The following is a 13,574-nucleotide window of genomic DNA, read 5'->3' on the forward strand; positions in this document are numbered from 1 at the left end:
CGATCACACACCGTCATCCCCCCGGGCGGCGGATCCGGGCTGGTCAGCGCATGCTCCGGGCGTCGAGGGCGCGCAGCACCCGGGAGACCACCTGGGGGTCGGCCCGCGGGTCGCGGCGGGCGTCCAGCACGGCCTGCCGGGCGGCCGACATCATCTCCTCCTGCACCCGCCGCACCAGCCGGGCCCGCCGCGCCCGCTGCTCGAACGCCTCGCGCCGCTCGTCGTCGGCGGCCTCGGGGCTGATCCGCAGCCCGAGGTCCATCATGCGCCGGCCCAGCAGCTCGACCACCTCCTCGGGCAGGTCCTCGGCCTCGTCGATCTCCCGCAGCCGCCGCTTGGCCGCGTGGGCGGCCCGGATCGCCAGGCGCTTCTCCAGGTCGCGCTCGGCCGCCGTGTCGGCCTTGACGCCGAGCCGCGCCACCAGCCACGGCAGCGTCAGACCCTGCACCACCAGCGTCACCAGGATGACCGCGAACGCGATGAACACGATCACCGGCCGCTGCGGGAACGGCCGCCCGTCGTGGATCCGCAGCGGGATGGCCAGCGCCAGCGCCACGGACGCCACGCCACGCATGCCCGCCCACCACATGACGACGGTCTCGCGCCAGCTCATCGGCACCTCGGTGTCCTCGCGCCGGCCCTTCTTGGCCAGCCACGCGGCCGGCAGCAGCCACAGCAGCCGCACGACCACGACGACGCCCACCACGGCGGCGCTCCACCACAGCACCTCGCCGAACCGCCCGTGGACCGTGCCGAACACCGCGTGCAGCTCCAGCCCGATCAGCCCGAACGCGATCCCGGTCACCAGCGTGTCCACCACCTGCCAGAACGTGGAGGAGGCGAACCTGCCGAACACGTCGTCGGCGTCCCACATGCGGTCGCTGAGGTAGAAGGCGGTGGTCAGCACGGCCAGCACACCGGACCCGCGCAGCTCGTCGGCCACCGCGTAGCTCACGAACGGCACCACCAGCGACAGGCCCACCTGCAGCGTCGCGTCGCCCAGCAGCGCCATCAGCTTCCCGGCCGCCCAGCCCAGCGCGAACCCCGCCGCCACGGCCACCACGGCCGACAACACGAACTCGCCCAGCGCCCCCGGCCAGGAGAACACGCCGGTGACGACCGCCGCGACCGCCACGTGGTAGAGCACGATCGCGGTCACGTCGTTGAACAGGCCCTCGCCCTCCAGCAGCGACACCATGCGCCGCGGCAGGCCCAGCCGCCCGGCCACCGCCGTGGCCGCCACCGGGTCGGGCGGCGCGACCAGCGCGCCCAGCGCCACCGCCGCCGCCAGCGGCAGGCCGGGGACGAGCGCGTGCGCCGTGGCCGCCACGGCCGCCGTCGTCACGAACACCAGCGCCACCGCGAGCAGGAAGATCGGCTGCCAGTTCGCCGCGAACTGCCGCCAGGACGTACGCCGCGCCGCCGCGTACAACAACGGCGGCAGCAGCAGCGGCAGCACGATGGCCGGCGGGATGTCCACGTTCGGCACGAACGGCAGCACCGCCAGCAGGATGCCCAGCAGCGTCATCAGCACCGGCGCGGGCAGCCCCAGCCGATCGCCCAGCGGAACCGTGACCAGCGCGCCCAGCAGCACCAGCATGAGCAGCACGAACTGGTCCACGACGCCCCCCGGTGATCGTCGTCACCCAGCGTAAGCGCAGGCCGCCTCAGCGGTCGAGGACGTGCAGGGGGTGCGGCCGCGTGCCCAGCGGCACCGGCTCGGCAGCCGTGCAGGCCACCACGTCGGCCACCCGGGCGCCGAACAGGTCGGGCACGTAGATGGCCGGCTCCAGGCAGACCGTCATCCCGGGGGCGAACACCGCGTCCTCGCCGGCCCGCGGTCCCTCGTCGTGGCCGAGGCCCACGCCGCGGCCCACGTGCGGGGCGGCGAAGCGGCCGTACCCGCTGGCGTCGATGACCTCGTGCACCGTCCTGGCCAGCTCCGCGAACGGCACGGACGGCCGCAGCGCCGCCAGCGCCGCGCGGTGGGCGGCCAGCACCACCGAGTACATCGCCTCGTAGTCCTCCGGCGGCTCGGCGACGGCGAACACCCGGCCCGCCTCGGCGCAGTAGCCGTCCCAGCGGCCGCACACCGACACCAGCAGCGCGTCGCCCGGGTTGATCACGCGCCCGCCGGGCACGTGCTCGGGCCGCGCGGTGTGCTCGCCCGCCGACACGCGCAGCGAGATCACCTCCTCGCAGCCCGACTCCACGGCCAGCAGCCGCAGCCGGCGCGCCATCGCCCGCTCGGTCGCGCCGAACCAGGCCAGCTCGGCCGCCTGCGCCAGCACCGCCTCCGCCGCCGCGACCGCCCGGCCGAGCGCCGTCAGCTCGGCCGGGTCCTTGCGCAGCCGCAACGGCGCCAGCACCGCGGAGGCGGGCACCAGCTCGGCGGCGATCGCCAGCCGGAACAGCTCGCTCGCCCGCATCTCCGGGTCCACCCCGACCCGGCGCGCGGAGGCGGGCACCAGGCCCGCCGGGTCGCGGGTCTCGACGATCGCGTCGGCCGTCACCACGAGGAACACGCCCGGCCCGACGCCGCCGTCCGGCGCGGCGCCCTCCGGCAGGACGGCCTCAGGCAGGACGCCCTCAGGGAAGGCGCCTTCGGGGAGCGGGCCTTCGGGGGAGGCGCTCAGGAACCGGAAGTCGGGCGAGGGCCGCAACACCAGCACGTCAATGCCCTCCTGGGCCATCGCCCGCCGCACGGCCGCCACCCGCGCGGCGTGCCGCCGGCTCACGCCGGCTCGTGCAGCCAGCAGGCGACCGGCCCGAAGTCCGGCTCCTTCTCGCGGCACACCTCCATCACCAGCGGGCAACGCGGGTTGAACCGGCACCCGCCCGGCGGGTTCGCCGGATCGGGCACGTCACCGGCCAGCTCGGCGGGCAGCACGCCCATGCCGTCCGGCTTGGGGATGGCCCCCAGCAACGCCCTGGTGTACGGATGTTTCGGGTCGTCCCACACCTCGGCCGTCTCGCCCACCTCGACGATCTTGCCGAGGTACATGACGGCGATCCGGTCGGCGATCAGCCGCACCACCGACAGGTCGTGGCTGATGAACAGCAGCCCGGCCCCGGAGTCCACCGCGAGGTCGCGCATCAGCCGGGCCACCTGGGCCTGGGCGGAGGCGTCCAGCGCGGAGATCGGCTCGTCGCCGATGAGCAGCCGCGGCCGGGCCGCCAGCGCCCTGGCGATCGCGATGCGCTGCCGCTGGCCGCCGGAGAACTCGTGGGGGTGCCGTCCGGCGAACTCGCGCGGCAGGCCCACCCGCTCCAGCAGGTCGGCCGGGTCGGTACGGGTGTCGTCCGCGGTGCGCAGGCCGTCGGCGATCTGGTCGCCCACCCGGCGCCGCGGGTTCAGCGACGCGTACGGGTCCTGGAACACCATCTGGATGCCCGTGAGCTTCCTGCGCCGCAGGCCGAGCGGCGTGACCTGCTGCCCCTCGAACGCGATCGACCCGTGGGTGACCGGGTTCAGCCCGCAGACCGCCCGCGCCAGGGTGGACTTGCCGCACCCCGACTCGCCGACCAGGCCCACGACCTCGCCCGCCCGTACCGTCAGGCTGGCCCCCGCCACCGCCCGCACCACCGGACGCCCGGGGGAGCGGTGCTCGACGACCAGGTCCTCGATGTCCAGCATCAGCCCTCCACATCCGGAGCAGGATCAGGCACAGAATCAGGTAGGGACTCCAGCAGCGCGCGGGTGTAGGGGTGCTCGGGGTCGCGCAGCACCCGTCCGCGCGGCCCGGTCTCCACGACCAGGCCGTCCTTCATCACGCTCACCTCGTCCGCGACCGCCGACATGACGCCCAGGTCGTGCGTGACCAGCAGCACGGCCAGGCCCAGCTCGTCGCAGAGCCCGCGCAGCAGCCGCAGCACGCCCGCCTGCACGGTCACGTCCAGCGCGGTGGTCGGCTCGTCGGCGATCAGCACCTTGGGCGAGCAGGCCAGCGCGACGGCGATCGCGATGCGCTGGCGCATGCCGCCGGAGAACTGGTGCGGGAAGCGCCCGTACGCCTCCTCGGCGCCCGGGATGCGTACCTTGCCCAGCAGCTCGACCGCCCGCGCCTTCGCCTCGGCCTTGCCCAGGCCCAGGTGGTGGCGCATGTGCTCGGTGAGCTGCCGGCCGATCGTGAGCATCGGGTGCAGGCTGGTCGCCGGGTCCTGGAAGACCATGGCGACCTCGCCGCCGCGCACCTGGTTGAGCTCCTTGGGCGGCAGCGTGAGCAGGTCCCGCTCGCCGAGCCCGATCCGGCCCGAGACGCGCGCGCCGTGCGGCAGCAGCCCCAGCACGGCCAGACCGGTCATCGTCTTGCCCGAACCGCTCTCGCCGGCCAGGCCGTGCACGCGCCCGGTGGCCAGCTTCAGGTCGACGCCGCGCAGGATCTCCTTGCCATGGATCGACACCTTCAGGCCGGTGATGTCCAGCGTCACAACGCACGCTCCTTGATCGCGCGGGCCGTCCGCGGGTCGAGCGCGTCCCGCAGCGTGTCGCCGAGGAAGTTGAACGCCAGCACCACGGTCAGGATCGCCAGGCCGGGGAACGTCGCCACCCACCAGCTGTCGAAGACCTCCACGCCCGAGGCCACCATCGCGCCCCACTCGGGGGACGGCGGCTTGGCGCCCAGGCCCAGGAACGACAGGCCGGACAGCAGCAGCAGCGCCGTGCCGATGTCGAGCGTGGCCAGCACCAGGATCGGGCCGGTCACGTTCGGCAGCACGTCCACCCGCAGCGAGCGCCACACCGAGAAGCCCAGCAGCCGCCCGCTCAGCACGAACTCCCGCTCGCGCACGCCCAGCACCAGCCCGCGGGTGACGCGGGCGTAGGCGGGCCAGGCCACCACCAGCACGGCCAGCACCGCGTTGCCCAGGCTCGCGCCCAGCGCCGCGGCCACCACCATGGCCAGGATCACGGTCGGGAACGCGAACACCAGGTCCGCGATCCGCATGATCGTCTCGCCGACCCACTTGCCGAAGTACCCGGCGCACGCCCCCAGCAGGCCGCCGACCAGCACCGACAGCACGACCAGCAGCAGCGTCAGCGGGATCGACACCCGCGCGCCGTACATGACGCGGCTCAGGATGTCGCGTCCGAGCTGGTCGGTGCCGAACCAGTGGCCGGGCCCCGGGGGCGCCAGCCGCGGCAGGTCCTGGGCCAGCGGGTCGTGCGGCGCCAGCCACGGCGCGGCCAGCGCGATCACCAGCCAGGCCACGGCCAGGACGGCGCCCGCGACGGCCAGCGGCTGCCGCCACGCCTCGGGCAGCCTGCCCAGCAGACCCTTGCCTCTCATTGCAGCCTCACTCGGGGATCGATGACGCCGTACAGCACGTCCACGATCAGGTTGATGACCAGGTAGACCACGCCAACGACCAGGCCGACGCCCATCACGGCGGGCAGGTCGAGGCTGGTGGCGCTCTTGTAGGCGTACTGGCCGACGCCGGGCCAGGCGAAGATCGCCTCGACCAGGACGGTGCCGGACAGCAGGCTGCCGAAGGCCAGACCGGCCACGGTGATGATCGGGACCAGCGCCGAACGCAGCACGTACCTGAACAGGATCACCCGGCCCGGCAGCCCCTTGGCGCGGGCCGCCCGGACGTAGTCCTGGCCCAGCACCTCCAGCACCGCCGAACGGGTGAAGCGGGTCAGCAGGCCGATCGTGTAGAGCGCCAGCACCAGCGCGGGCGTGATCAGATGGCCGACGGCGGAGGTGAAGATGTCCCACCGGCCCGCCAGCAGCGCGTCGACCGTCTGCAGCCCGGTCACCGCCGGCGCCGAGCCGAGCGCCGCGTCCACGCGACCGCTGCCCGGCGTGATCTGCAACCGGAAGAAGAACACGTAGAACGCCACCAGCGCCAGCCAGAACGTCGGCACCGAGATGCCGATCAGGCTGACCAGCCGCAGCACGTGGTCGGACAGCCGGTCCCTGCGCAGCGCGGCGACCACGCCGAAGGCCACGCCCAGCACCAGCGAGATCAGGATCGCCGCGCCCGCCAGCTCCAGCGTCGCCGGGACGAACTCGGCCAGGTCCTGGCTGACCGGGCGGTGGCTCTGCTGGCTCATGCCCAGGTCACCCTGGACCAGGCCCTGCAGATAGATCCCGTACTGCTGCCACAGCGGCTTGTCCAGGCCGTGCTCGGACCGCCACTGCGCCACGATGGCCGGGTCGCCCAGGGCCCGCTGGCCCAGGTTGGCGGCCACCGGGTCGCCGGGCACCAGGTTCGTCAGCAGGAACGTGACGAGCGTGATGCCCCAGGCCAGCAGCACGGCGATGAGGATGCGCCGGATGAGGAAGCGCGCCAGCGGGTGCACGCCCCGCCGTCGCCGCGTGCCCGCGGCGGCCGCCTCGACCGGGGAGCCGGCGCCGGGGCGCGGCGGCGAGCCCGCCGCGCCCGGGTTGTCGGACACCTGACGGTCTCCTTACTTCGCGCCGAGGTCGGCGACGTCCACGGTCCAGACCGGGTGGTACTCCAGGCCCGTCACGGACGCGGCCGACACGATGTTCTGGCTCGGCTGGATCAGCGGCACGAACGGGCCGGAGGTGTTGAGCTTGGTCTGCAGGTCGGCGTAGGCCGTCTTGCGGGCCTCGTCGCCGATCGCGGTCGCGGCCTTGTCAGCGGCCGCCTCGATCTCCTTGGCCGCGCCTTCCTTCCAGCCGGCCCGCAGGCCCACGGTCTTGCCGGGGGCGAAGGCCAGGTAGTCGCTCGGGTCCGGGTAGTCCGGGCCCCAGTACCACAGGCCCATCTCCTCCTTGCCGTTGCGGTAGTTGTCCAGCGCGGTCGTCACCGGCGCGGGCTGGAGGTCCACCGTGATGCCGACCTCCTTGAGGTTGGCCTGGATGCGCTCGGCCAGCGGCTGGAACGACAGGCCGTTGACGGTCAGCTCGCTCGGGAACTCCAGCTTGACGGTCGGGTTCGACACGCCGCTGGCCGCCAGGGCCGCCTTGGCGCCCTCGACGTCCCGCTTGGGAGCCTGCTCCGGCGGCAGCGCGCCGAGCAGCTGCGACGGGATCACGCCCGGCGCCTGCGTCGAGCCCTCGCCGGCCAGCTCCAGCAGGCCCGCGTAGTCGACGCCCTTGCGCACGGCCTCGACGAACTTGGCGTTCGGCGTGGTCTTGCTGACGCCCGAGTCCTGGTTGGCCAGCAGGAAGATGACGTTCGCCGAGGCGGTCTTCTTCACCTGCAGGGTGGAGGGCATGTTCGTGACCTGGTCACCGGACAGGTTCAGCGCCACCTGGCTGTCGCCGCGCTGCACGTTGAGCTTCTGCGTGGCGGCCTCGACGTTGCGGATGACGACCTTGTCGTAGGCCGGCTTGGTGCCGTAGTACTTCGGGTTCGCCTTGAGCGTGACCTGGCTGCTCACGTTGAACGACTCGATCGTGTACGGCCCTGACCCCGCCGAGGAGGCGTTCAGGTACTGCTCGGCCTTGTCCTGGGCGTCGGCCGTCGCGCCGTGCTCCTTGGCGACCTTGCTGTTGAGGATGCCCAGCGCCGGGTTCGGCAGGATGTAGGGCAGCGCCGGGTTGGGCGCCTTCGACGTCAGCGTGATCGTCGAGTCGTCGGTCTTGGCCACCTCGACGCCGTCCAGCAGGAACGACGGGGTGCCCTTCATGTCGCGCACGCGGTTGAGCGAGAACACCACGTCGTCGGCGGTGATCGGCGAGCCGTCGGCGAAGGTGGGACCCTTCTTGAGCTTGAGCGTCAGCGTCTTGCCGTCCTCGCTCAGCTCGTAGGACTCGGCCAGCGCCGGGACCGGCTTGGTCACGTCGGAACCGTCGAAGGTCAGCAGCGTCTCGTAGACGGCCTTGCCGACGATGAGCCCGGTCGGCTCGTAGGTGCGGCCGGGGTCGGCCGTCTTGAGGTCGAACGACGTGTCGATGACGAGCGTCTTCCCACCGCCACCGGAGGCCGCCGGGGTCTGCGAGGTGCCGCCGCTTCCGCAGGCGGCGAGGGCGAGCGCACCGGCGAGCAGCACTGCCGCCGTCTGCGAGCGGGTCGCCATGGGGTCCTCCAAATTGGACGTTCGGGAGAAGGATGTCGAGGATTGTCCGGCAGAACGTCCAGGTCATGTGCGGTCCGCGAGACGGATATAAATGGTCGAGGTGTAATGATGAGTGATATTTCCAGAAATGGTGCCAGCGGCGGCGGTCAGCCTGGACGGATCGGCATCGGTCTCGAACTGGACGACGTCCATATGAAGATCCTTGAGGTCCTGCGCGAGAACGGCAGGATCTCGGTCGCCGCGCTGGCCGAACGGGTGGGCATCTCCCGCGCGAACGCCTACACGCGCTTCGAGGCGCTGCGCGCCGACGGCGCGATCAAGCGCTTCACCGCGGAGATCGACCACGTGCGTGCCGGGCTCGGCATCACCGCGCTGATCTTCGTGACCGTGCGCCAGCAGATGTGGAAGCAGTTCAGGGCCGAACTGGCCCGGATGCCCGAGGTCGAGTACTGCGCGATCACCACCGGCCAGCACGACGCCATGATCCAGGTACGGGTCTCCGACGTGGCCGCCGTGCACGCCATGGTGACCGACCGCCTGGCCAACATCCCGGCGGTCAAGGCCACCGAAACCGTGTTCATCCTGGACGAAGTGCTCAGGCGGCCGTACGTGCTGCCCTCCGACCGGGACGCCTCCCGTCCCGCGCGGCGGACACCCCAGGAGACGCAAGGGGACGTGCCGCTCGGCATGATGCGCTTCGTCGGCGCTGCCGAGGGACGCGCAGCCCTCCGCAAGGACGGCTAGCCACCGCTCTGCGCAAGGACGGTGGACCACCGTTCTGCGCAAGGACGGTGGACCACCGTTCTGCGCAAGGACGGTGGACCACCGTTCTGCGCAAGGATGGCTAGCCACCGCTCTGCGCAAAGACGGTCGGGCGCCGCCCTCCGCATGGTCGGGCGCCGCCCCTCCGCGAGGAGGGCTGGGCGTCGCCCCCTGGGCCGAGAGCGGCCGGGCCGCCGGGCCGCCGGGTGGCCGGGTGGCCGGTGCGTTGCCCGCTCCCGGCCGATCGGCCCCTCCGGCCTTCCGGTTTCCCGTCGGAGGGCCGGTCAGGAGGCCGGGACCTCGGCGCACACGCTGACGTGCAGCTTGTCGTCGCCGTCGAACCGGAACTCCTCGACCAGGCGCAGCAGCCCGTCCTCGCCCTGCTCGACGCGGCTGCTGCTCTGGCCGCCCGCCTTGCCGCCCGCCTTGAGCGCATGGGCGTAGGAGATGGAGACGTCTGCGCCGTCGCGCGTCCCGACGAAGCGGCCGTGGGTCACGGTGTCGCCCGTGTAGCTGCCCCACACCACGCCGTCGGCCTCCCAGTACAGGAACTCCGTCGGGCTGTCGGGGTCCACCGCGCTCGCCGTCGAGCTCACCATCACGAATTTACGGCCGTTGAGATTCACGCCATCCATAGTCACCATTTTTCTGGATCATCACCGACCGGCTGGACGTTTGGTCAGAACGCCCGGTCATGATCAACGATCCGTCCAGCGGCGGCGCCGCCCCGGACCCCTGCGCGAGCAGGTTCTCGACGTCTCCGGTGCCGCCCGGCGCCGCCCGGCGCCGCCCGGCGCCGCCCGGCGCCGCCCGGCGCCGCTCCCTCGGCGGCCGACACGCTTGCCGCGACTTTACTTGCCGGTAGCTGACACCAGCGTTGCATAGTGTGATAGTCATGTAACACTGTGTATTCGAGAAGATTTGGGAGATCTTCATGCTGGCGTACACGCTCTCGATCGTGGCGGCCGTGGGCGTGGTGGCGCTCACCGCGCTGGTGTTCCGGCTCACGAAGAAGGGCAGCGAGGACGCCGAGCCCGACGGGGTCTCGGCCGGTCACTCCGGGTCGATGTTGTCGGCCCTGTTCCTGCTGGTGTTCGCGATCGCGATCATCGTGCCGTGGACCACCGCCGACGCCGCCCGCCAGAACGCCCAGGCCGAGAGCCAGGCCGCGATCGACGCCTACTGGGCCGCGGCCGACCTGCCCGGCACCGCTCAGCAGACGGTCCGCACCGCGCTGCGCGACTACGTCACCTTCGTGGTCAGAGACGAGTGGCCGCTGATGGCCGAGGGCCGGATGGACCCCGTCGGCGCCGCCCGGCTCGACGCCATGCGCAGCCGGGTGAGTGCCGTCGACGCCAAGACCGACGACGACAAGGACGCCCGCGACGCCGTGCTCGAACGCGTCGCCGCGATCGCCGCCGCCCGTTCCCAGCGCTCGATGGACGCCGCCGCCACCCCGCCCCAGGGGCTGCTGCTGCTGACCGTGCTCACCGGCCTGCTGGTCGTCGTCTTCCCCTACCTGGCCGGCGCGCGGCCACGCGGCCTGGCCGTCCTGCCGCTGCTCGCGATGGCCGCGATGCTCGGCTTCGGCACCTTTCTGACCTGGGACATCTCCCACGCCTTCGCCGGGCCGCTGGCGGTCGGGCCGCAGGCGTTCCAGGGCGCGCTGCAGGAGTTCTCCCGCATCGCCGGGGGAATGTGACCGTGGGCGTCAGGCGTGCGCCGCTGCTGCTGGCCGCCGCTCTGCTCGCCGCGAGCGCGGCCGGCCCGGCGGCGGCCGACCTGCAATCCCCGGCGCCCGGCGCCGTGCGCGTGCGTCCGTCGCAGCTCCCGAGCCCGGGGATCACGATCCACGGCGGGCGGGGGCGCGACGGCCGCACCGGGCCGGTGGTGTCGGTGCCGGGCGCCCAGATCTGGGACGGCCCGGGGCCGGTGGTGTCGGTCCCGGGTGCGCAGATCTGGGACGATCCGGAGCCGCGGGTGTCGGTTCCGGGTGCGCAGATCCGGGACGATCCGGAGCCCCGGGCGTCGGTGTCGACGCGGCCCGGCGGGCGGGCGCCACGGACCGGCGCCCCTGTGCCGCGCGTGTCGATCGGCCCCGGCTCGGTGTGCGTGTACGGGCCGAGCGGCAGCGTCGAGGTGGGCGACTGCCACGTCCGCCCGTCCCCGCCGCCGCCTCCGCCGCCTCGCTCGTCGCCGCGGCCGACACCGCGGCCGACACCGCGTCCCACGCTGCCATCCACTCCGCCGCACACGCCGAGACCGGTGCACCACCCCGCGCCCCGGCCGGTGCGTGTGGCGCCTACGGTGCGGGTGCCCGTCCAGGAGGTCACGCCGACGCCCAAGCCCACCCCGGCGGTCGCGATGCACAAGCGGGTCAAGCAGTTCCAGGCGCCGCCGCGGCGCAAGAACCCGCTCGGCACGGTCCTGGTCATGGTGGTCCTGGTGACGGCGATCGCCTCCACGACCGCGGTCGCGTTCAGGGCCCGCTGACGCCTCCCGGCGGGGTCCGGGCTCGACGGCGGTGGCCGGTGCGCGCCGTGATGCGAGGATGGCGGACGTGTCCGAGCGTGACGAGGAACTGCTGACCGGTTGTTGTGACGGCGAGTCGCTGACCGGTGGCGGCGGTGGCTGGGAGCGGGTGACCGGTGGCGGCCCTGACGAAGGGCTGCTCAGCGGGCGGCGGGGCGGGTGTGCTGAGGAGCTGCTGACCGGGGGCGGTGTCAACCAGGTGGCGCGGGTCGGCGCCACCGTGCGCCGCCCGACCGGCCCGTGGACGCCGGCCGTGCACGCGCTGCTCGCCCACCTGGCCGCCCGCGGCTTCACGGGCGCGCCGGCCGGGCACGGGATCGACGTCCTGGGCCGGGAGGTGCTCGACTTCGTCCCCGGCGAGGTGCCCGGCCATCCGTTGCCCGACTACGCCCGCTCCGACCAGGCCCTCGGCGACGTCGCCCGGCTGCTGCGCCGCTACCACGACGCCACCCAGGGTTTCCGGCCCGCCGACGGGGCCGCTTGGTACTTCCCCCCGCGCGAACCCGCCGAGGTCATCTGCCATGGGGACGTCGCGCCGTACAACTGCGTGTTCCGCGACGGGCGGCCGGTGGCTTTGATCGACTTCGACACCGCCCATCCGGGGCCGCGGGTGTGGGACGTCGCCTACGCCGCCTACCGGTTCGTCCCGCTGAGCGATCCCCGCCACGACGGGGCCGATCCGGTGGGGGAGCAGGCGCGCAGGCTGCGGTTGTTCGCCGACGCCTACGGCCTGGCCGAAGGTGACCGTCCGGCGCTGCCCGTCACCGTCGCCGACCGGCTGGCGCACCTCGTACGGCATATGCGCGACCGCGCGGCGGCGGGGGACCGGGCCTTCGCCGCGCACATCGCCCGCGGCGACGACGTGTTGTACGGCGCCGACCGCGAGCACGTCCTGCGCCACCGCGCCCTGTTCGCCACGGCGCTGACAGAGCCGCCCCCCGCCTGATCCGGACAGGCGCCGCTGCCTGATCCGGCCGGGCGCCGCTGCGGGAACGGCTCGGCGCCGTTGCGGGGCGGGCCGGGTGTCGCCGCAGGAATGGCAGGGTGGGAAGAGCGGGCGGGTGTGCGGGGTTGCACTCGACCGTGGAGACGACCGAGGTTGTGGTGATCGGGGCCGGGCAGGCGGGGCTGTCCAGCGCGTACTTCCTGCGGCGGTTCGGTATCAGGACGGTTGTCCTCGACGCGGCCGCAGGGCCCGGGGGCGCGTGGCGGCACCGGTCACCGTCGCTGACCATGGACAAGGTGCACGGCATCTTCGACCTGCCCGGCGTGCCGGACGGGGTGGTGGCGGCCGGTGACCGGCCCGCGGCGGAGGTCGTCCCGGAGTACTACGGCGACTACGAGCGGCGCGTGGGGCTGGAGGTCCTGCGGCCGGTCAAGGTGACGGCCGTCCGGGAGGGGGAGGACGGGCGGCTGGTCGTGGCGGCGGACGCGGGGGAGTGGGCGGCCAGGGCCGTGGTCAACGCGACCGGCACCTGGACGCGTCCGTACTGGCCGTACTACCCGGGGGGCGGCGACTTCCTGGGCGAGCAACTGCACTACGCGGGTTATCGCGGGCCGGCGGCGTTCGCCGGTCGCCGGGTGGTCGTGGTCGGGGGCGGGGCCTCGGCGATGCACGTGTTGTCGGAGGTGGCCGGGGTGGCCGCCGGCACCGTCTGGGTCACCCGGCGTCCGCCCGTCTTCAGGGGCGACGACTTCGGCGAGGACGCCCGGCGCGAGGCCGTCGCCCTGGTGGAGGCACGGGTGCGGGACGGGTTGCCGCCGCAGAGCGTGGTCAGCGTCACCGGGCTCGGCTACAGCGTCGTCGTGCGGGAGGCGATGGCGAAGGGGGCGCTGGAGCGGCTGCCGATGTTCCGCCGCCTCACCCCGTACGGCGTGGAATGGGCGGACGGGCGGCAGACCGCGGCGGACGTCGTCGTGTGGGCCACCGGCTTCCGGTCGGCGCTCGACCACCTCGCGCCGCTGCACCTGCGGGAGCCGGGCGGCGGCATCAAGGTGGACGGGACACGGGTCGTCCGGGAGCCGCGGCTGCAACTCGTCGGCTACGGGCCCTCGGCCAGCACGGTCGGCGCCAACCGCGCGGGCCGCACCGCCGCCCGCAACATCCGCGCCCTCCTGGCCCCACGCCCAGCCGTCCCAGCCGCCTGACCCGCGCCAGGTCCTACCCGTGGCCTGACCTCGCGTCTGGCGTTTCGGGCCGTCCGACCTCGTGCCCGGCGATTCCGGCCGCCTGGCCCTACGCCAGGGCCTGATCTCGTGTCCGGGGCTTCGGGCCGCGTGGCCT

14 protein-coding genes are annotated in these 13,574 nt (G+C 73.4%); 5 read left to right on the forward strand and 9 right to left on the reverse strand.

Features of this window, described 5'->3' with window-relative positions:
* Positions 1-43: 43 nt before the first annotated feature.
* The 8 genes from ACIBK9_RS08730 to ACIBK9_RS08765 all read right to left on the reverse strand — a co-directional run bounded on the left by ACIBK9_RS08730 (position 44) and on the right by ACIBK9_RS08765 (position 8,188).
* The gene (locus tag ACIBK9_RS08730; RefSeq protein ID WP_397156401.1) at positions 44-1,621 is read right to left on the reverse strand and encodes a Na+/H+ antiporter; all 1,578 of its coding nucleotides are present in this window, start codon (positions 1,619-1,621) and stop codon (positions 44-46) included.
* A 46-nt stretch (positions 1,622-1,667) separates the two neighbouring features.
* Positions 1,668-2,738, reverse strand: coding sequence for a M24 family metallopeptidase (locus tag ACIBK9_RS08735; RefSeq protein WP_397156403.1), 1,071 nt, complete (start codon positions 2,736-2,738; stop codon positions 1,668-1,670).
* Positions 2,735-3,637 (reverse strand): ABC transporter ATP-binding protein, encoded by a 903-nt coding sequence (locus tag ACIBK9_RS08740; RefSeq protein ID WP_397156405.1) that lies wholly within the window; start codon positions 3,635-3,637, stop codon positions 2,735-2,737. Before ACIBK9_RS08740 ends, ACIBK9_RS08735 begins: the two co-directional genes overlap by 4 nt.
* Complete coding sequence (locus tag ACIBK9_RS08745) at positions 3,637-4,431, reverse strand: ABC transporter ATP-binding protein (protein ID WP_397156407.1); 795 nt, start codon at positions 4,429-4,431, stop codon at positions 3,637-3,639. The genes ACIBK9_RS08740 and ACIBK9_RS08745 overlap by 1 nt, the downstream gene beginning before the upstream one ends.
* Positions 4,428-5,288: an ABC transporter permease gene (locus ACIBK9_RS08750; protein WP_352328927.1), complete on the reverse strand. Its 861-nt coding sequence runs from the start codon at positions 5,286-5,288 to the stop codon at positions 4,428-4,430. The genes ACIBK9_RS08745 and ACIBK9_RS08750 overlap by 4 nt, the downstream gene beginning before the upstream one ends.
* On the reverse strand, positions 5,285-6,403 hold the full coding sequence (locus ACIBK9_RS08755; protein WP_397156409.1) for an ABC transporter permease: 1,119 nt from the start codon (positions 6,401-6,403) through the stop codon (positions 5,285-5,287). Before ACIBK9_RS08755 ends, ACIBK9_RS08750 begins: the two co-directional genes overlap by 4 nt.
* A 12-nt stretch (positions 6,404-6,415) precedes the next feature.
* Positions 6,416-7,996 carry an ABC transporter substrate-binding protein gene (locus tag ACIBK9_RS08760; RefSeq protein WP_352351040.1) on the reverse strand — a complete coding sequence of 527 codons (1,581 nt, stop codon included), beginning with the start codon at positions 7,994-7,996 and terminating at the stop codon, positions 6,416-6,418.
* Between the two features lie 63 nt (positions 7,997-8,059).
* Positions 8,060-8,188 carry a hypothetical protein gene (locus tag ACIBK9_RS08765; protein ID WP_352351038.1) on the reverse strand — a complete coding sequence of 43 codons (129 nt, stop codon included), beginning with the start codon at positions 8,186-8,188 and terminating at the stop codon, positions 8,060-8,062.
* Between ACIBK9_RS08765 and ACIBK9_RS08770 the strand changes: the two genes are divergently transcribed.
* Complete coding sequence (locus ACIBK9_RS08770) at positions 8,189-8,740, forward strand: Lrp/AsnC family transcriptional regulator (protein WP_352351036.1); 552 nt, start codon at positions 8,189-8,191, stop codon at positions 8,738-8,740.
* A 302-nt stretch (positions 8,741-9,042) separates the two neighbouring features.
* Here the strand turns inward: ACIBK9_RS08770 and ACIBK9_RS08775 are convergent, their stop codons facing one another.
* Positions 9,043-9,393: a hypothetical protein gene (locus tag ACIBK9_RS08775; protein WP_397156412.1), complete on the reverse strand. Its 351-nt coding sequence runs from the start codon at positions 9,391-9,393 to the stop codon at positions 9,043-9,045.
* A gap of 299 nt (positions 9,394-9,692) precedes the next feature.
* On the opposite strand from ACIBK9_RS08775, the gene ACIBK9_RS08780 reads away from it, so the two are divergent.
* The 4 genes from ACIBK9_RS08780 to ACIBK9_RS08795 all read left to right on the forward strand — a co-directional run bounded on the left by ACIBK9_RS08780 (position 9,693) and on the right by ACIBK9_RS08795 (position 13,438).
* Positions 9,693-10,460, forward strand: coding sequence for a hypothetical protein (locus tag ACIBK9_RS08780; protein WP_397156414.1), 768 nt, complete (start codon positions 9,693-9,695; stop codon positions 10,458-10,460).
* A gap of 2 nt (positions 10,461-10,462) precedes the next feature.
* Positions 10,463-11,251 carry a hypothetical protein gene (locus ACIBK9_RS08785; protein ID WP_397156416.1) on the forward strand — a complete coding sequence of 263 codons (789 nt, stop codon included), beginning with the start codon at positions 10,463-10,465 and terminating at the stop codon, positions 11,249-11,251.
* Positions 11,252-11,318: 67 nt separating this feature from the next.
* Positions 11,319-12,236, forward strand: a complete 918-nt coding sequence (locus tag ACIBK9_RS08790; RefSeq protein ID WP_397156417.1) for a phosphotransferase enzyme family protein — start codon at positions 11,319-11,321, stop codon at positions 12,234-12,236.
* A 137-nt stretch (positions 12,237-12,373) separates the two neighbouring features.
* Entirely contained in the window at positions 12,374-13,438 is a 1,065-nt protein-coding gene (locus ACIBK9_RS08795) for an FAD-dependent oxidoreductase (RefSeq protein ID WP_397156419.1), read from the forward strand.
* The last annotated feature ends 136 nt before the right edge of the window (positions 13,439-13,574 follow it).

The sequence above is a fragment of the Nonomuraea sp. NPDC050227 genome (genome assembly GCF_044459705.1).
Classification (GTDB): domain Bacteria; phylum Actinomycetota; class Actinomycetes; order Streptosporangiales; family Streptosporangiaceae; genus Nonomuraea.

Bases quoted from the DNA above. Each gene is read 5' to 3' on its own strand.
- ACIBK9_RS08740 (WP_397156405.1), bottom strand. From the start codon at position 3,637: ATGCTGGACATCGAGGACCTGGTCGTCGAGCACCGCTCCCCCGGGCGT.
- ACIBK9_RS08750 (WP_352328927.1), bottom strand. From the start codon at position 5,288: ATGAGAGGCAAGGGTCTGCTGGGCAGGCTGCCCGAGGCGTGGCGGCAG.
- ACIBK9_RS08760 (WP_352351040.1), bottom strand. From the start codon at position 7,996: ATGGCGACCCGCTCGCAGACGGCGGCAGTGCTGCTCGCCGGTGCGCTC.
- ACIBK9_RS08765 (WP_352351038.1), bottom strand. From the start codon at position 8,188: ATGGACGTCGTCCAGTTCGAGACCGATGCCGATCCGTCCAGGCTGACC.
- ACIBK9_RS08770 (WP_352351036.1), top strand. From the start codon at position 8,189: ATGAAGATCCTTGAGGTCCTGCGCGAGAACGGCAGGATCTCGGTCGCC.
- ACIBK9_RS08775 (WP_397156412.1), bottom strand. From the start codon at position 9,393: ATGGATGGCGTGAATCTCAACGGCCGTAAATTCGTGATGGTGAGCTCG.
- ACIBK9_RS08780 (WP_397156414.1), top strand. From the start codon at position 9,693: ATGCTGGCGTACACGCTCTCGATCGTGGCGGCCGTGGGCGTGGTGGCG.